We start from the raw sequence: 17,598 nt of genomic DNA, 5'->3' as shown, positions 1-17,598 counted from the left end.
ATTATTGACAAATATTCACCGACAGCAGCGGGTCACACCGCTGCCCAAAGAGGAAATCTCATGAAAATTGCATTGATGATGGAAAACAGTCAGGCCGCTAAAAACGCGATCATCCTGAAAGAACTCAACGCCGTGGCATCGGAAAAAGAGTATCCGGTCTACAACGTGGGCATGTCTGACGAACAGGATCACCACCTGACATACATCCATCTGGGCATCATGGCCAGTATTCTGCTCAATTCTAAAGCTGTGGATTTTGTCGTTGCAGGCTGCGGCACCGGTCAGGGCGCACTGATGTCTCTGAATATTCACCCGGGCGTTAACTGCGGTTATTGTATTGATCCGGCGGATGCCTTCCTGTTCGCGCAAATCAACAACGGCAACGCCTTATCACTGCCATTCGCTAAAGGCTTCGGCTGGGGCGCTGAGCTGAACGTTCGTTTCATCTTTGAAAAGGCCTTTACCGGTGTGAAAGGAGAAGGCTATCCGGCTGACCGCAAAGAACCTCAGGTGCGCAACGCCGGTATTCTGAATCAGGTGAAAGCCGCAGTGGTAAAAGAAAACTATCTGGATACGCTGCGTGCTATCGATCCTGAACTGGTAAAAACCGCTGTCACCGGCGAACGTTTCCAGAAATGTTTCTTTGAAAACTGCCAGAACAAAGAGATCGAAACCTTTGTGCGTGAAATCCTCGCATAAGATTTTGTTTTCTGTGGGGTCAAAAAACCGGTGCTCATGGCACCGGTTTTTTTATGATCAGAAAGAATTATAAAAAATCTTGTCGTTGCGGCGTGAACGTGTCGAGCAACACACCTTTTTCCAGACAGACGCAGCCGTGCATGATGTACGGTTTTTTATACAGCGTATCGCCTGCGCTTACTTCACGGGTTTCTTCACCGATCGTGAATTTAAAGCGACCGGACAACACATATGTCAGCTGTTCGTGCACGTGGTTATGCATCGGTCCAATGGCGCCTTCTTCAAAATACACTTCAACGGCCATCATGGTGCCGTCATGCGCCAGAACGCGACGGCTCACACCGTCACCCAGATCCTGTAAGGGAATATCTTTTTTAAACGTAAACATCGGTTAGTCCTTGCGTAATGAACTGAGGAGGGCATCCGGGATTTCCGCCAGATACAGCGCCGGTAAGCCTTCGTAATCGGTGGTGAAAAGCACGTGACGGTCGTCGGGCGAGAAAGATGGGTGCGGATGCGTCACCTGCCGGTCGCCATCAAGCACTTGCCATGAACTGTTATGCGCGGCCAGAGGAGCATGCTGACGGGTTTTGGCATCGAAAATATACAACCACGGATCGTTTTCAATCGTATGGCTGGCAGTGTCTTTCACATCTACCGGCGTACCGGAACCGTCACCGACCAGCAGCGTGCCATTCTCGTTGCTCATCAGATGCGAACAGGCCGGCATAGTCATCAGACAGACATCTTCACCAGTTTGCGGATCGAAACGGCGGATGTGGCGGTCATGCTGGCCTTTCAGATAAGACACATACATCAGCGCAGAACCGTCCGGTACCCAGAATTCATGTGTGCAGCTTTCGCCTGGCGCATGCTCTTTCACTTTACGCACATTGCTGCCGTCTTCATTCACCAGCCACATGCGTGCATCAACCAGATCGTGAGGGCCTTCGTGGCAGAAAGCGACGGTGTTGTCATCAAACGGGCGATAAATCGGGTGTCCGAGCCATTCGTTTTTCTCGTGGATCACACGGGATTTCCCGCTGAGTAAATCGACGCGCAACAGACGGCAGTGCGGATTGCTGTGATAAAACGCCTGGAAGATTTTCCAGTCTGACAGGGGCGTCCAGTCCTCACGACTGATCTCGATACCCACCAGACGGGTGCATTCGCTGTTGGCCACCCAGGTGCCGTAGCCAACCCATTCTTCCGGCACCTGATACACGGTGTGCTCACTAAAATCAGCCAGTTTTACGCACTGCAGGCTACGTTCATTTTTGACGTAGTAAAGATACTGATCATCCGGAGAGAGGAAACCGCCAAAAGTATTATCGCCTTTGCCTTCCGTCAGTTGCACCGCTTTCTGCGTTTCCAGATCCAGCAGGTAATAGTTGCGGTTGCCGTCAAACTCACCGGCAAACAACAGTTTATTGCCATCACGGGTAAAGCATTTTTGATAGAAATAATTGCGATGACACAACACATCGGGCGGCGTTAAACGGGTTACCCGCGCACCGGTCTGAGGGTCCTGAACGGTATGGAAATTAAATTGAATCTGAGAACCTTTTGCCATGATTCACCCCACAAGTAGTTTGAAATCAGCCGGTGTTCTGGCTTCCCTTTCATTAATTAAAATGCAGTTTCATTAATTTGAAAACACATTACCACTTAGTGAGATAAAACGGCGTCGGGTGAAAACAAAAGTGCAAAGCTGATCACAAAACGGTTGGCTTTTGCCACAGCGTAAAACCATCCTATAATGATATAGCTTACTCAAATGCTATTGATACTCTGGATGATTAAAGAGTACGAACAAAATATCTCACGCTTACACGGTGGAGTATTTTAGAAAAGGGATGTAAAAGATGAGATTAAGAAAAAAACGTGTGAAACCTATGCAAATCAATGACATTACTATCATTGACGACACCAAACTGAAAAAAGCCATTACCGCTGCAGCACTGGGCAATGCGATGGAGTGGTTTGATTTCGGTGTGTATGGATTTGTGGCCTTTGCTTTAGGGCAGGTGTTTTTCCCGGGTGCAGACCCGGGTATTCAAATGATTGCCGCCCTGGCAACCTTTTCCGTACCGTTCCTTGTCAGGCCTCTGGGCGGCCTGTTCTTCGGCGCGCTTGGCGACAAATTTGGCCGCCAGAAAGTCCTTTCCGTCACCATCATCATCATGTCCGTCAGCACCTTCTGTATCGGGCTGATACCCGGTTATAACTCCATCGGTATCTGGGCGCCCATTTTGCTGTTACTGGCAAAATTAGCGCAGGGTTTCTCGGTGGGTGGCGAATATACCGGTGCAGCGATTTTCGTTGCGGAATATTCTCCTGACAGGAAACGCGGCTTCCTCGGTAGCTGGCTGGATTTCGGTTCTATTGCCGGTTTTATTCTCGGTGCAGGCGTCGTGGTATTGATTTCCAGCATTGTGGGTGAGGCGAACTTCCTCGAATGGGGCTGGCGTATTCCGTTCTTCATCGCTGCGCCGCTGGGCCTGATCGGTATTTATCTGCGTCATGCGCTGGAAGAAACCCCGACATTCCAGCAGCACGTGGATAAAATCGACAGCGATGCACGCAAAGACATCGCTGAACCGCCAAGAGTCTCGTTCCGTGAAATCCTGACCAAGCAATGGCGGCCTCTGATTATCTGTGTCGGCATGGTGATTGCCACGAACGTCACCTACTACATGCTGCTGACCTACATGCCGAGCTATCTGTCCCACAGCCTGCATTACTCTGAAGATCACGGTGTGCTGATCATCATCGCCATCATGGTCGGTATGCTGTTTGTACAGCCATTCATGGGGATGCTGAGCGACCGCTTTGGCCGTAAGCCTTTCGTGATCATCGGCAGCATCGGCCTGTTCATTCTGGCTATCCCGTGCTTCATTCTGATTAACAGTGATGTGATAGGCCTGATTTTCTTAGGTCTGCTGATCCTCGCGGTGCTGCTGAACTGCTTCATCGGTGTGATGGCGTCAACGTTACCGGCAATGTTCCCGACACATATCCGTTACAGCGCGCTGGCGATTGCTTTCAACATTTCAGTACTGATTGCGGGTCTGACGCCCACGATCGCGGCGTGGCTGGTAGAAACAACCAATAACCTGTACATGCCCGCGTATTACCTGATGGTGGTGGCGATGATTGGTCTGGTGACCGGTATCTTTATGAAAGAAACCGCCAACCGTCCGCTGAAAGGCGCCACACCGGCGGCCTCAGACCGTGCGGAAGCGCGTGAAATCCTCCAGGAACATCACGATAACATCGAACAGAAAATTGAAGATATTGATGCGCAGATTGTTGAACTTGAAGCAAAAAGAAAAAATCTGATTGCTCAGCATCCTGATATCAACTGATTCCGTTTTCCAACATGCCCATAGCCGGTCACTTTGCTGACCGGCTTTTTTTTGCCTTTTACCGCATTTTTTTCGTTCCTGCTCCATACTTCATTTCCTGGTCATCTGAATGGAAAGTCTGTATGCAGAATCCTACGTTGTTTCAGTTCTTTCACTGGTATTACCCGGATGGGGGAAAGCTCTGGCCGGAGGTGGCCGAAAAAGCGGCCTGGCTGGCTGAGATTGGCATTACCGCCGCCTGGCTCCCGCCCGCCTATAAAGGCGAATCAGGGGGATATTCGGTTGGCTATGACACTTATGATTTGTTTGATCTGGGCGAATTTGAACAGAAAGGCTCCCGTGCCACCAAATATGGCGACAAAGAGGGATTACTTGCGGCCATCGGCGCGCTGAAACAGCATAAGCTGGGCGTCATTCTTGACGTGGTGCTCAATCATAAAATGGGGGCGGATGAGAAAGAACGCGTGCAGGTTAACCGCGTTAACATTGATAACCGTGAAGAAATCAGTGATGACATCATTGAAGCGGAAGCGTGGACACGTTTCATTTTTACCGCCCGTGAGGGCCGGTATTCGAAATTCATCTGGGATTTTCACTGCTTCAGCGGTGTCGACCATATTGAAAACCCGGATGAACAGGGTATTTTCAAAATCGTTAACGACTACACCGGCGGCGGCTGGAACGATCAGGTCGACGATGAGTTTGGCAATTACGATTATCTGATGGGAGCCAACGTCGATTTTCGCAATAACGCGGTCAGCGAGGAACTCAAATACTGGGGCCGCTGGATCATGGAACAAACGAACTGTACCGGTTTCCGTCTTGATGCGGTGAAACATATTCCGGCCTGGTTCTATAAAGAATGGATTGACCATATTCAGGCGGAAGCCGAACAGCCGATGTATCTGGTCGCGGAATACTGGTCATTCGATGTCCAGACGCTGCAAAATTACATCCATCAGGTGGAAGGCAAAACCATGCTGTTCGATGCGCCGTTGCAGCTGAATTTCCACCATGCCTCGAAGCAGGGAGCTGATTTTGACCTGACCACCATTTTTGATAACACCCTGGTTGCCGCCGATGCGGAGCATGCCGTGACCCTGGTGGCCAATCACGACACGCAGCCGTTACAGTCTCTTGAAGCCCCGGTTGAGCCGTGGTTCAAACCGCTGGCCTACGCGTTAATCCTGTTGCGGGAACAGGGCGTGCCGATCGTATTTTATCCGGATTTGTTCGGCGCAAGTTACGAGGATGAAGGGGACGACGGTAACAATTACACGATTGAACTGCCTGCGATTGTGCCACTGGAAGCGCTGATCAGAGCCCGTCAGCGCTACGCATGGGGGGCACAAACCGATTATTTCGATCACCCGAACTGCATTGCGTTTTCACGCAGCGGCACCGCGGAACACCCGGGCTGCGTGGTGGTGATGTCCAACGGCGAAGCAGGTGAGAAAACGATTGATCTGGGCGACAATTTCGCCGGTAAAAAATGGCGTGACGTGCTGGAAAACCGCGAGGATATCATTACAACCGACGAGCAAGGCAGCGCGCAATTTTACTGCGCTGCCGGAAGCGTCAGTGTCTGGACTCTGGCAGAGTAAAACAACAGCGGGTGGATTAACCACCCGCAACCTTAACGGAAGCCGAAAGCAATCAGCAGGGAATACCCCCCCAGTAATGCGATAAACGCTACAGCTCTGACGATTCCGGCACTTTTTCTCATCAACTGCCACGGCAGCATCGCCAGTATGATAATCGCGTTTAACGGCACGCCGTACCATTTCCAGTGTTTTGGTGCCATCATCCAGAGCACGCAAAAACTGCTGGCACTGAGTACACCATAATTGGTGAATGCCATAACCATATTTCCTGCGTCAGGCTTAAACATCGTGAAGAAGCCCAGCATTATTTTCACCATAATCGCGGTCGAGAGCACCGACAACACACATTCTGTCGCGCACAACATACGCGGGCGATAACGCAACTTTCGCTCCAGGTAACGGTAACCGTGAATATACAACCCGATAATCGCGATGAGGAAGATACGCGAGCGCCACGGCTCTGGATGTTCACGCGTCGCCAGCATGATCAGCAAAAGCCAGAAGCCGTTCAGGAAAACAGTTCCCCAACTTAGCGCTACCCGGGTTTCAGACAGGGTTTTCAGCAGCACAGAATTTAAATAGGGTAATAACGCAGGATGATACATTCTGATCTCTCTGAGTTTATTGCTCAGTGATGTCATAAAATCGGGCACCAGCTTTGCCCACCAGGGCACAGTTGCACCTTCAACCGTGAGTAACCGCAAGCGCAACCGATTCAGTGTTGAATCCTGATATGCACGTACCATCACCGACCAGTAACGTTTCGCACCAGTCATCTCAACCTGACGTTGCAGGGCCGCCAGCCTGTAAGGTGAGATGCCACCGGGCTGATAATGGTCGACATCCCAGCCCATAATGTCGGAGACCTTGATCAGAAGTGCGGAATATAACCCTTCACGATCACTTAATTGCGCTGCCAGTTCCTGACTGAACAATTCATGCAGTTCAAGGTTTGGCAGCACATTGCTCTTGAGAAAAACATCCAGACGCTTAAGGCCGGCAGTTTCATCGTCCATCATTTCATCAGTAATTTCAGTTGCCTGTGAAATGATTTTTCGCCGTAGCGCAGTATCACGATAGGTTTCCTGCCTGATCTCATTGACGGGGTTAAACGGAGCAGGTTTTTGCAAAAAGGTCTGTGGGACAACCTCAGCAGATGGCTCATGTATTGTGACAACGTCACTGATTGTCGCGTCATTCCCCTGATTTTTCGCCGCATCAAAGGCTTCACGCAGACGTTGATACCCTTCAGGGTCCTGGTCCGGACGGGTATTTTTCAGTTGTCGGGCATAAGCCCGTTTAATCACGCTGAGGTCCTGAGTGGGCTCAATGCCTAAAACTGACCAAATTCCCTGGCTGCTCATTCCATCGCCCACGTCATTAATCCTGAATTCAAAAGAAACATCAGTCTTCACCCCAGCGTGTACCGGAATCATCCCGGCAACGACTTCCGGCAGTATTTTCAATTTGCTGATGCAACGCATCAAGCTGACAAAGCGAAATCCCGACAGGCTGATAATGGTCAATTTCCCATCCCATCAGCGCGGCAACGTTCACCAGCACCGGACGGGTCAGTCCTTCACGCTCCGCCAGATCCCACGCCAGCTGCTGACTAAACATTTCGCGCAACTGAAGATTTTGCAGCAATTCTTCTGACAGACAAACTTTCAGCAACGCCACGCCAGCCTGTTCATTTTCCAGCAGCAGGCTGACGGTATCGGATACCAGATGGTGGACCTGCGTCCGGCGGATTAATGCGTCATCAGTCATCGGCACAAGGGGAGATGAATAAGTGACAGCGTCACTGGTATTCCACACATAATCGCCGCGCCGGGCTGATTCAAACGCTTCCCGCAGGCGCTGATACGCTTCGGGATCCTGATCGGGCCGCGTGTTTTTGAGCTGCCGTGCATAGGCCCGCTTGATCGCGCTGATGTCCTGCGTGGCTTCTATCCCCAAAACTGACCAGATCGCCATCGGGCTATTCCCACTCACTGCGCAGATGCACCAGCAGCGCCTCAAATTCCTTACGCGCTGCCGCAATCTGCCGGGCATCCTGCGTGTCGAGCACATGTTCAAAGCGATACAGCTGATCGGCGATAAACTGCCGCTGGTCGCCAAGGCTTTGTTCATAATACGCATTGGCTTCTGCCACCAGCTGGCGGTTTACCAGTTGCTCACGGGGATGCTGTTTGATGTTTTCCAGTTTCAGCAGACTTGCGGTAATTTGCGCAGGTGTCAGGTTGCCCGGCGCTTTCTCAATCACCAGTTTTTCCACCTGTCCGGTGCTGGTGATTTTACATTCCACTTCCAGAATGCCGTCGAGGGTGTAAGTGAAACGCACCTCGGCGCTCATTTCACCTGCCGGGCGGGGAGGCACATCAACAGCCAGCGATCCGAGCAGAATGTTGTCGGCGACCCGCCGTGCTTCGCCCTGATAAATGGACAGATTCAGGTACTTTTGCTGATCGGAGATCGTGACAATCGTTTCCACGCGACTCACCGGTACAAAGCTGTTTCGCTCAATCAGCGGCAGAAAATGACCGTCTTCGTAGCCGTCGCCTTTAGGGCGGGAAATTCCGATGCCGAGCGTAAACGGCATCACATCGGTCAGCACGATGTCATCGAGCGCCTGATCCTGCAAGACCAGTCCGGCCTGAATACCGGCACCGAGCGCCACGGCTTCGTCCGGTTGTAACTCACTGCGTGGGAAGCGCCCGAACAGACGGGCTACCGCCTGACGCACCAGTGGCATTCGCGTTGCACCGCCCACCAGCACCACATGATCCACTTCATCGGCGGAGAACCTGGCATCGCGCAGCGCCTGAATCACCGGTTTTTTCATCCGCTCCAGCGTACTTTCACAGCATTGCGCCAGAATTTCAGTGGTCAGCGTCCAGTTCAGCGACCTGTCATTCCACTGGTATCTGAGTGGCGTGCTGTCTTGCGTGGTCAGCTGGCATTTCGCTTTTTCCGCCAGCGTAATCAACTGACCGAAAAGGGCGTTATCGTCTTTATCCAGCTCCGGATACTGCGCCAGCATCCAGCCGGCAAGGCTGCGGGTAAAATCATCACCACCGAGGAACACGTCGCCGCTGCTGGCCCGCACTTCAATCACGCCTTCGAACATATCGATGATTGAAACGTCAAACGTGCCGCCCCCCAGATCGAACACCAGGAATTTCTGCTCCTGCTGATTCACCAGCCCGTAGGCCAGTGACGCCGCCGTCGGTTCATTGAGCAGACGTTCAACATGCAGTCCCGCCAGTTCACCGGCAGCCTTCACGGCCTTGCGCTGAATATCATTAAAATAAGCAGGAACGGTGATAATGGCGCGCTTCACCTCACCGCCACAATGTTGCTCAACATCCGCTTTCAGGCTGCGCAGCAGAAGGGCGGAGAGCTCTTCCGCACGAAAGTTTTGATGTCCAAGCCGGAACTGATGTTCCGTGCCCATGAAACGTTTAAAACTGGAAAGGGTGAGATCAGGGTGGGTAAATAACCGCGCCTGTGCAGGCGCGCCGACCAGGACATGACCGTTATCATCGAGACCGATCACTGAGGGTGTCAGATTTTTTCCATAGACGTTAGGAACCAGAACGGACTGACCGTCTTGCCAGATGGCAACTGCGCAGTTTGAAGTGCCTAAATCTATTCCTATCAACATCCGTATCACCCCAGAAGCGTAAACTGTATATAACCGAAAGAACTTTCATCGGCCAAATTTACAGAAAGTTGAGGAGATTTTGTAGATTGCCGGATTTAATTCCTGACGAAAAACCGACATTTACCGGCACTGAGGAACAGTGGACATCAATTTTTTTCTTAACCACTAGACGACTGGTCTAATTCAATGTATTGTCAGCCCATGAACACGACAAAAGCATCTGACACAGGCAAAACTGACCACCGTAAACACATTCTTGCTGTGGGGCAGTCCCTCATGGCGAAGAAAGGTTTCTCGGCAGTGGGCCTGAATGAAATTCTGACCACCGCGTCCGTACCGAAGGGGTCGTTTTATTACTACTTCACGTCGAAAGATGCATTTGGTGAGGAACTGCTGAAAAGCTATTTTCAGGATTACCTGTCTGCGATGGATGTTACCCTGGCCCAGCCGGGGCTGACGATGGCGCAGCGTCTGATGAATTACTGGCAGCAATGGCAGGAGAGTCAGTCATTTTACGACTGTCAGGGTAAATGCCTCGCCGTGAAACTGGGCGCCGAAGTAGCCGATCTTTCTGAACCGATGCGTCAGGCGCTGAATGATGGCACTTCCGGCATTATCAGCCGCATTGCCCGGGCGATTGAAACGGGAATTAAAGAAGGATCGATGGCCGTCAATGATGCGCCTCTGATTGTCGCACAAGGGCTGTATCAGTTGTGGCTCGGGTCAAGTGTGATGGTGAAAATTTTGCGTAATACGCAACCTTTTGACGCCGCCATGACGATGACACAACAGATTATCCATCAGCCGCAGTAAGCTGATGCGTAACAAATGACACCTCACGTTGAGGTGTTTTTTTGAAAGTGATTACAAGACGACTGGTCTACTATACAAACATTTCAACAGCATCAACAACCTGGATAAACAACATGAAAATTCTGATGGTTCTGACTTCGCACGACAAACTGGGCAACACGGGCCGTAAAACGGGTTTCTGGCTGGAAGAGCTGGCAGCACCGTATTACGCTTTTAAAGATGCAGGCGCAGAAATTGTGCTGGCATCTCCGGCTGGCGGCCAGCCACCGCTGGATCCGAAAAGTAACGAACCGGATTTCCAGACGCAGCAAACCCACCGCTTTGAAGCCGATGAACAGGCGAGGGCACAACTGGCCTCCACCGTGCGTCTGGACAGCATTTCTCAGGCTGATTTTGATGCAGTCTTTTATCCGGGCGGTCATGGCCCGTTGTGGGATCTGGCGGAAGATACAACCTCCATTGAGCTGATCCAGTCATTCCATGCAGCGGGTAAACACGTTGCGCTGGTGTGTCATGCGCCTGGCGTGCTGCGTCATGTGAAAGATGCACAGGGCAATCCGCTGGTACAGGGCAAAAAAGTCACCGGTTTCACCAACAGCGAAGAAGCGGCGGTTGAGCTGACCGACGTAGTGCCTTTCCTGGTGGAAGATGAACTGAAAGCACTGGGTGGTGTGTATTCGAAAGGCGCTGACTGGGGTTCTTACGTAGTGCAGGATGGTCTGCTGATCACCGGGCAGAATCCGGGTTCTTCCGCAGAAGCGGCAGAATTGTTAGTTCAGCAACTGAGCAAATAATCGAAACAAGTAAAAATGGCCGGAAGGGCAATCTTCCGGCCATTTTTATTGTGCAAAATCAGGATCAGGCAATCGTCACTTTCGTATCCAGATACACATCCTGAACGGCATTAATCAAGCCCACGCCTTCTTTCATTGATTTCTTGAAGGCTTTACGCCCCAGAATCAGTCCCATCCCGCCAGCGCGTTTATTGATGACCGCTGTACGCACGGATTCCTGAATATCATTTTCACCTGCGGCACCGCCGGAATTAATCAATCCGGCCCGCCCCATGTAACAGTTCGCCAGCTGATAACGCACCAGATCAATCGGGTGATCGGTCGTCAGTTTGGAATAGACGCGTTCATCGGTATAACCGAATTTAACCGCTTTGTAGCCACCATTATTTTCTGCCATTTTCTGTTTCACAATGTCTGCGCCGATGGTCGCTGCAAGATGGTTTGCCTGGCCGGTTAAGTCGGCGCTGGAATGGTAATCTTTGCCGTCTTTCACAAACGCCGGATTACGCAAATATGCCCACAACACGGTCACCATGCCCAGTTCATGCGCCCGCTCGAAAGCGGCTGAAATTTCTTCTATCTGGCGACGTGACTCTTCTGAGCCAAAATAAATGGTCGCGCCCACAGCCTGCGCACCGAGATTAAACGCCTGTTCCACACTGGCATACAGCGTCTGGTCATATTGTGTCGGATAACTCAGGGTTTCGTTGTGATTGAGTTTGACCAGGAACGGAATTTTATGGGCGTAGCGGCGTGAAACGGAAGCCAGCACGCCGTAAGTTGACGCTACGCAGTTACAGCCGGCCTCGATCGCCAGTTCAACAATATTTTTAGGATCGAAATACAACGGGTTCGCGGCAAACGAGGCACCCGCAGAGTGTTCAACACCCTGATCGACCGGCAGAATCGACAGATAACCGGTACCGGCTAACCGTCCGGTGTTATACAAGTTTTGCATCGCAGCCAGTACGCGCGGCGAACGGTTATTGTCGATCATCACACGGTCAACAAAATCGGCGCCCGGCAGGTATAGCTGGTCTGAGGTGATGGTGGAACATTGATGCTGAAGAAGTGAATCGGCTTCTTTGCCTAACAACTTAGTGATATCAGTCATAATGGACTCCGTTTCTGCTCTGTGCGGGGTACAAAGCGGTGAATGATATTTTCTTACCCCACTAGGTATAGACGGATTACGCCGGGTTTGTGTGACTCATGCTGCGGTTATGTCTCTGTTTGACGTCAGCAACGCGCAGACACTCACTGTAAAAAAAAACGGAACGGCATTGTGCGGTTCCGGTTTTTGATATTAGTTGTTGGCTTTCAGTGTACTGAGCAATCGCTCCAGACTTTCCCGCCGCTGCGCAGGGATTTCCCCGCCCGCCGCGTAACCGGCGTTGCGCATGATGCTTTCCTGCAAACCGACCAGCCAGTCGTAAATGTAAAACGCCGTGGAATTGGTCGGCGTGGCCGAAAGTTTTGTCAGGCGGCGGGATGACTTCCAGCTTGCAACGCTTTTCTTCGGCTTGGCGAAAATCTTATTGCCCTTATTGATACGGCTTTCCGGGCGTCCGGCTTCCGCTTGCTTCTCAAAGCCCAGCCAGGCAACAAAATCACCGAGCACCGTCAGGGCACGTGAAACCTGACGATCCGCATGATGCTCATGTTCACGCGTCCCCGCAGATAACGTACCACTGAGTGAACGTACCAGCGCATCGCCCATGTTCAGACGGAAACTGGCGGTGATCAACTCTTCCATCAGCAACTCGACTGTTGGCTTAGCCACGCCAAGCAGGGCGATCAGCGGTTCGTTTTCCGGCAGGCTGCGCAGATGGTTAATCCAGTAACGCTGTACCTGGCGCGCAAACGCCGTGCCGTCGTCCGGTTTTTCCTGCCAGACCTGCACGTCCTGCTGTTCAGCGAATAAATCGATATCAATACCAATACCAAAACTTTCCACGCCAGATTCATCCTGCTCGCCCGTTTCGGCCTGCTTACCGGCATGTTCGTGATAAATACGGTGCAGTTCGTCGCGGCCGGGCAGCAGTTTTTCCAGCAGCTCGCCATGAACACCCGTGCGGGTTTGCAGCGCTTTAATGACGGTCTGAACTGTGCGTTGTTTTTGTGCCGGATCGGCTTTGTCGCCCGCCTGATACCAGCGTCCGAGCAGGTTATCCGCCAGTTCACGGCGCAGCTCGTCACGTATTTCGCTCAGACGGTTCAGCCTGATTTCCGGACGAATTTCAGCCGCCAGATAATCTGCCATACGTTGCAGACCGCGATCATCCATCGCCAGCAGCGCGCCCCAGGCATCACCCGGATTGCCCACATGACGCTGAACGGCCTCGTCGAAATGTGCCGATCCGCTCACGCGGCGATCGAACGGCGTGAATACCCACACCAGTCCCGGTTTGCGGCGGTCACGCACCTGCGTGTTTTCGCCGTGCATTTCTTTGACCCAGTATTCCAGCGTGCGGCCCACGGCAACCACGTCATCACGCACGTCAGCCGCCGTGCAAACCATCAGCATGTTCATTTCATGCCGGTCGGTATAACGCTCCGGCAGATAAGAAATTTTTGCGCGGAACAGATCGGAATGTTCATCCTCACCGCTTTCATCAGTCAGCGCGCCATAACCCGGCAGATCCAGTAAATCGATCTGTTCGAACAGGACTTCGCGTGGTGGGGAAAGCAGGGGTATTTGCACTTCAGAGGCAAGCATGGTCAGCTCAGCCAGTGACAACGTCACAGATGGCCCGCTTTCATCTCCCCATTGCGGGCAAACCGGGATCTGAATATCCCAGCCGGGCGACTGACTGAAAATACCGTCTGCCGGTTGCATGGCGTCATCAACCAGAATGCTCAACGGTGCCAGCAGGCTTTCTGCACCGCTGAGGTGTTGCAGCGTGTGGGCATAGTGGCGATACGCCGCAGTCAGCGCAGGGTCGTTGCCCCATAACAGAGAGAACAGACGTGCGCGATCGTCGATGTTCAGATAAGGCGCGAGCTTCACCGCCACTGGCCAGTAATGTGCATTCAGATGGCGGAAACGGCGGGGATCGAGGCGAATCATGGAATCCCATAATCCCATAATCTGTTCACTGGTAAAGCCGTCTACCGGCTCCGGCTGACGGTGCATCATCAGTTTACTGAGGTGCTCGGTGATTTGCTGTGTGTCCGCCACGGGGTAATGACTGTCCGGCTGGAAAGCGCGGATAACGATGCGGGCAAGATCGGCTTCATTGAGCAGCAGCACACGAACCGGAAATGCGCGATCCCTGACGTCTGCCTGACGGGTAAAACGGGTGGCAAAACGCGCCACACGATTACCGGGGTTAATCTGGGTCAGATAATCGAGCGTGACACCCCCGAGGCGAGTCTCCAGCCGCCCGTAATTACCGGCCGCCAGCGAACAAATCAGGTACGATTTCCCGGCCTGAGAATGCCCGTAAAAACCCAGTGCTGGCGGCAGTTCACAGGCCTGTGCCAGGCGCTGTGCTTTCTCGCGACAGCGTGTTAACTGCAAATTCAGCCGGTCGGCTTCCAGATCAAGACGCGGAGCTTCAGCGCGTGTGGCGTCGACCCAGCCCAGCGCCTCGCCGATGGTGTCAGATACCGCCGCAAACTGACGCTGCAAAACATTGGTGGTCAGACCGGCATTTGTTTCTGTCGTGCTTGTTGTCATGAGACGAATACGCTCCCACTGTCGATCCAGTAATGGCTCTCACCCAGTGTATTTAGCCGCAGGCGCAGGTGATGAGGAGGCACTTTGGTGCCGTTATCCAGCACCGCGCTGGCAATATCAAAAAATTCCGGCGTCGGATGATCTTCCCCTTTTTTCACCGCCAGCTTCACCCGCAGCACGCTGTCACCCGCCACTTTACGCGCCAGTTCAGGTTCCGCGATGGACAGGGTATACAGCGGCGAGGCTGGCCAGCGGTCATTTTCCAGCTGGCGGAAACCCAGACAAATGGCACCGCGAATGCGGAAACTGGCCGCACTATCGAGTTTGTAATCATGGGCATCAAGATCGATATCACCGTAACAAACGTTATCTTCAGTCAGCACCTGATTGCCGTCGAGCATACCGAGATAGCGCACGGTCGAATACGGCTGGAAATCACCGGCTTTGAAATAGAAGCCCGGCAGACGTAAATCCAGCGCCAGCAGACACAGCATTGCGCCGACGGCTGCTGTGGATTTCGGGTTGTCGATGCGCCCGAGTTTGTTAAACGGATACCAGCCGCTGGTGTGATAACCATCGAGTGACAGCATACGGTTGATCGGCAGCGGTTGCAGATGGCGGAACAACGCCTGAATGCCGGGGAAACGCGAAGGGCGACCGGTCAGCAGCAACACATCGCAGTCATGCAACGACACCACTTCACACAGCGAACGCAGGTTCTGCGTAATGCTCATGCGGTTGGATAAAAACTCACTGTGCAGCTTGCTGAGTTTCAGTACCAGCGGTACCTGAAGAAGATCAAATACCGCCGAACCGGCAGGCAGAACGCGCTGGATTTCGGTATGCAGATAATCCAGCACTTTCAGCGTCGGTGTCTGTTCCAGCAATTCACCGAATGGCGCATCGATTTCTGCGTGGGTATCCAGCGGATCAAAGCGTTCGTAAACTTCCAGCACTGACCGCGCCAGCGGGATAAAAATTTGCAGCGTACTTTGCTGACGCAAGGTGGCATGCCCGTCCATGCGACCCTCGCTACCAAACAGGCGCGTCATCAGGCTGTCCGGGTTAGCCAGTCCGGCTTTCTTCAGCGCCGCATGTAACGCAGGTAAAATATAGAGCTGAATGACATCCAGCAGAATATCGTCGCCCGCCACTTTAAAGCCTTCGCGGAACAGCAAACGCGGGGTGATTTTGACATTATTCCCCATTCCGTCATCGAGCCAGTATTGCGTGATGGCCAGATCGGTCGTCCCGCCGCCGATGTCAATCGAGGCGATACGGAGGGTTTTGCCCACCGGTTCATCGTCGGCCAGTTCGCGATCAGGACGCGCCATGCTGGCAAAAAACTCGCCGGTATGACCGCCAAAATTCACCTGCGTTTCGTTGTAGAGATACACCATTTGGCCGCAGGTTGCTTCGTCCCATTCCATCTGCACATCCGGCACCGGCACGCTGCTTTTGGCTTTGTCGTTCTGGTTTTTAAACGCGTCGTCAGAGGGATGCCAGCCCATGGATTTCCACACCAGCCCGATGGCTTCCTGCATACGGCGGCGGAAAATTTCACGCTCCGGTTTCGGCATCGCCGAGGGCAGGGTCAGAATAATATTGCGTAACTGGCGCGGTGCGGAAGATCGCAGCATACGGGTGCGCTGCGCCGGGCTGTTGATTTGCATCAGCGCCTGCGCCAGCAATTCCGACAGCATCAGCGTCATCACCGAGCTGCGGCTGTAATGGGCGGAGAACACCGGCAGGCGATCTTCCGCAGGCAGATCAGACAGCGGCTGACCGTCATCATTGATCAGAAACGTCAGCGGCATGGCTGCAGCGACCGGTTCGGTAATGGCACCGTGACCGCCCTGGCTGAAACGCCAGCCCGGCGTATAACTGTCTTCATCCCACAAATAACGGCGCGGGCTGGAAATCCCGGTCGATCCTTCCGTTCCTTCGCGCAACAGAGCCAGACGACTGGCTTCCCGACCGGCGCGTAAAATTGACGGCCAGATAAAGGCGTCATCACGGCCGCTTTCGACAGAGAAATTCGGTTTACCAAAGCGAGCCAGGGCGAACTCCACCCGGCTCTCGAACAGTTCGTTATAGAGAAAATGCGGCTGAGAGAGGTCGCGCAGTTGCAGTTCGCAGGTTTGCTTCAGGCCATCGGTTTCGCCTGCATGGTCTTCCACCAGAATGCCGCAGGTGTGCGAGTTACCCACATCCAGAATCAGATCGACGTTAATCGCCGGTTCCTGCAACGTCGCGCCATTAATTTTCAGTTCAGGGATACCGAGCTGGCTGCCGAGCATTTCCAGCAGATTCAGATAATGTGCCTGATATTCGAATTCACGCAGGGCGACTTTAATATTGCGCGCTTCACGTTCCTCGCGGATAGCGGACTGCTCGGTGAATACTTCACGTAACCAGCCGTCCACCCAGGTCTGATCGAGGAAATCGGGCAGTTCTTCGTTATGCCATGCCAGCGCAAAGCTGATGCCGTTTTTGACGTCATCCGGTGTCGGTGCGAGCTGGGTTTGTTCGTCATCGCCTTCCACTACGCGGGTATCAAAGGCAATCACGACGCGGTGCGTGCTGCCATCCGCTTCCGGGGTATCCAGTTCACGGATTTGCACCCGCGCCCAGTTGTCGGGACCGGCCATAAAGGTGCGCGGCGGATTAAAGCGCAGGAACGGCAACGGCAGCCAGATCTGATCGAGCAGTTTCAGCGACTGTTCCAGCGGGAAACTGAATTCAGGACGCACCACTTCAGGCGCACCGCCATCCACTCCCGGTAAAAAGTGACGACCATTTTGCGGGTTATAGTCGAGGCGCAATAACGGGCCGTTGGCGCTCTTGCGCACAAATTTGGCAGGCAGTCCGTCATCCCACACCGGCTTCAGCGCGAAGTCGAGGAACTGGATGCCGCTGTCGCGGATCAGGGTAATCTTTTGTTTAAAATCTGTAAGGGTTGCCAGCATGC

At 52.9% G+C, this 17,598-nt stretch carries 13 protein-coding genes; 5 read left to right on the top strand and 8 right to left on the bottom strand.

Going from position 1 to position 17,598, the window contains the following annotated elements:
* Positions 1-60 precede the first annotated feature (60 nt).
* Complete coding sequence (locus EX31_RS01475; RefSeq protein ID WP_013577754.1) at positions 61-699, top strand: RpiB/LacA/LacB family sugar-phosphate isomerase; 639 nt, start codon at positions 61-63, stop codon at positions 697-699.
* A 67-nt stretch (positions 700-766) separates the two neighbouring features.
* On the opposite strand, the gene EX31_RS01470 is transcribed toward EX31_RS01475, so the two are convergent.
* Together EX31_RS01470 and EX31_RS01465 are read right to left on the bottom strand one after the other, a co-directional pair.
* A complete protein-coding gene (locus EX31_RS01470) occupies positions 767-1,087 on the bottom strand; it encodes a cupin domain-containing protein (protein WP_013577753.1) in 321 nt (106 codons plus the stop codon).
* Positions 1,088-1,090: 3 nt separating this feature from the next.
* Positions 1,091-2,272 (bottom strand): oligogalacturonate lyase family protein, encoded by a 1,182-nt coding sequence (locus EX31_RS01465; RefSeq protein WP_037032976.1) that lies wholly within the window; start codon positions 2,270-2,272, stop codon positions 1,091-1,093.
* A gap of 292 nt (positions 2,273-2,564) precedes the next feature.
* Here EX31_RS01465 and proP point away from each other — a divergent pair, with 292 nt between their 5' ends.
* Positions 2,565-4,067, top strand: a complete 1,503-nt coding sequence (proP, locus tag EX31_RS01460; RefSeq protein WP_013577751.1) for a glycine betaine/L-proline transporter ProP — start codon at positions 2,565-2,567, stop codon at positions 4,065-4,067.
* 122 nt (positions 4,068-4,189) lie between these two features.
* Positions 4,190-5,671 carry an alpha-amylase gene (gene amyA / locus EX31_RS01455; protein ID WP_037032975.1) on the top strand — a complete coding sequence of 494 codons (1,482 nt, stop codon included), beginning with the start codon at positions 4,190-4,192 and terminating at the stop codon, positions 5,669-5,671.
* A 32-nt stretch (positions 5,672-5,703) separates the two neighbouring features.
* Here amyA and EX31_RS01450 read toward each other — a convergent pair whose 3' ends face one another.
* The 3 genes from EX31_RS01450 to EX31_RS01440 form a co-directional block, all read right to left on the bottom strand.
* Positions 5,704-6,978: a hypothetical protein gene (locus tag EX31_RS01450; RefSeq protein WP_231576011.1), complete on the bottom strand. Its 1,275-nt coding sequence runs from the start codon at positions 6,976-6,978 to the stop codon at positions 5,704-5,706.
* Between the two features lie 97 nt (positions 6,979-7,075).
* Entirely contained in the window at positions 7,076-7,648 is a 573-nt protein-coding gene (locus tag EX31_RS01445) for a J domain-containing protein (protein ID WP_037032974.1), read from the bottom strand.
* 4 nt (positions 7,649-7,652) lie between these two features.
* Positions 7,653-9,338 carry an Hsp70 family protein gene (locus EX31_RS01440; RefSeq protein WP_037032973.1) on the bottom strand — a complete coding sequence of 562 codons (1,686 nt, stop codon included), beginning with the start codon at positions 9,336-9,338 and terminating at the stop codon, positions 7,653-7,655.
* A gap of 201 nt (positions 9,339-9,539) precedes the next feature.
* Here EX31_RS01440 and EX31_RS01435 point away from each other — a divergent pair, with 201 nt between their 5' ends.
* A complete protein-coding gene (locus tag EX31_RS01435; protein WP_037032972.1) occupies positions 9,540-10,151 on the top strand; it encodes a TetR/AcrR family transcriptional regulator in 612 nt (203 codons plus the stop codon).
* A gap of 113 nt (positions 10,152-10,264) precedes the next feature.
* Entirely contained in the window at positions 10,265-10,945 is a 681-nt protein-coding gene (locus tag EX31_RS01430) for a type 1 glutamine amidotransferase domain-containing protein (protein ID WP_037032971.1), read from the top strand.
* A 64-nt stretch (positions 10,946-11,009) separates the two neighbouring features.
* Here the strand turns inward: EX31_RS01430 and fbaB are convergent, their stop codons facing one another.
* The 3 genes from fbaB to EX31_RS01415 all read right to left on the bottom strand — a co-directional run bounded on the left by fbaB (position 11,010) and on the right by EX31_RS01415 (position 17,596).
* Positions 11,010-12,059 carry a class I fructose-bisphosphate aldolase gene (fbaB, locus tag EX31_RS01425; RefSeq protein WP_013577744.1) on the bottom strand — a complete coding sequence of 350 codons (1,050 nt, stop codon included), beginning with the start codon at positions 12,057-12,059 and terminating at the stop codon, positions 11,010-11,012.
* Positions 12,060-12,251: 192 nt separating this feature from the next.
* The gene (locus EX31_RS01420) at positions 12,252-14,627 is read right to left on the bottom strand and encodes a virulence factor SrfC family protein (RefSeq protein WP_037032970.1); all 2,376 of its coding nucleotides are present in this window, start codon (positions 14,625-14,627) and stop codon (positions 12,252-12,254) included.
* Entirely contained in the window at positions 14,624-17,596 is a 2,973-nt protein-coding gene (locus EX31_RS01415) for a virulence factor SrfB (protein ID WP_037032969.1), read from the bottom strand. The genes EX31_RS01420 and EX31_RS01415 overlap by 4 nt, the downstream gene beginning before the upstream one ends.
* Between the last annotated feature and the right edge of the window lie 2 nt (positions 17,597-17,598).

This window comes from Rahnella sp. WP5 (assembly GCF_000745615.1).
In the GTDB taxonomy this organism is placed as follows: domain Bacteria; phylum Pseudomonadota; class Gammaproteobacteria; order Enterobacterales; family Enterobacteriaceae; genus Rahnella; species Rahnella aceris.
Note: the sequence above shows the minus strand (reverse complement) of the source record. Positions and strands in the feature narration are given on the sequence as shown.

What these genes read in the sequence shown, in the direction of transcription:
- EX31_RS01475 (WP_013577754.1), top strand. Translation starts at nt 61, where the DNA reads ATGAAAATTGCATTGATGATGGAAAACAGTCAGGCCGCTAAAAACGCG.
- EX31_RS01470 (WP_013577753.1), bottom strand. Translation starts at nt 1,087, where the DNA reads ATGTTTACGTTTAAAAAAGATATTCCCTTACAGGATCTGGGTGACGGT.
- EX31_RS01465 (WP_037032976.1), bottom strand. Translation starts at nt 2,272, where the DNA reads ATGGCAAAAGGTTCTCAGATTCAATTTAATTTCCATACCGTTCAGGAC.
- proP (WP_013577751.1), top strand. Translation starts at nt 2,565, where the DNA reads ATGAGATTAAGAAAAAAACGTGTGAAACCTATGCAAATCAATGACATT.
- amyA (WP_037032975.1), top strand. Translation starts at nt 4,190, where the DNA reads ATGCAGAATCCTACGTTGTTTCAGTTCTTTCACTGGTATTACCCGGAT.
- EX31_RS01445 (WP_037032974.1), bottom strand. Translation starts at nt 7,648, where the DNA reads ATGGCGATCTGGTCAGTTTTGGGGATAGAAGCCACGCAGGACATCAGC.
- EX31_RS01440 (WP_037032973.1), bottom strand. Translation starts at nt 9,338, where the DNA reads ATGTTGATAGGAATAGATTTAGGCACTTCAAACTGCGCAGTTGCCATC.
- EX31_RS01435 (WP_037032972.1), top strand. Translation starts at nt 9,540, where the DNA reads ATGAACACGACAAAAGCATCTGACACAGGCAAAACTGACCACCGTAAA.
- EX31_RS01430 (WP_037032971.1), top strand. Translation starts at nt 10,265, where the DNA reads ATGAAAATTCTGATGGTTCTGACTTCGCACGACAAACTGGGCAACACG.
- fbaB (WP_013577744.1), bottom strand. Translation starts at nt 12,059, where the DNA reads ATGACTGATATCACTAAGTTGTTAGGCAAAGAAGCCGATTCACTTCTT.
- EX31_RS01420 (WP_037032970.1), bottom strand. Translation starts at nt 14,627, where the DNA reads ATGACAACAAGCACGACAGAAACAAATGCCGGTCTGACCACCAATGTT.
- EX31_RS01415 (WP_037032969.1), bottom strand. Translation starts at nt 17,596, where the DNA reads ATGCTGGCAACCCTTACAGATTTTAAACAAAAGATTACCCTGATCCGC.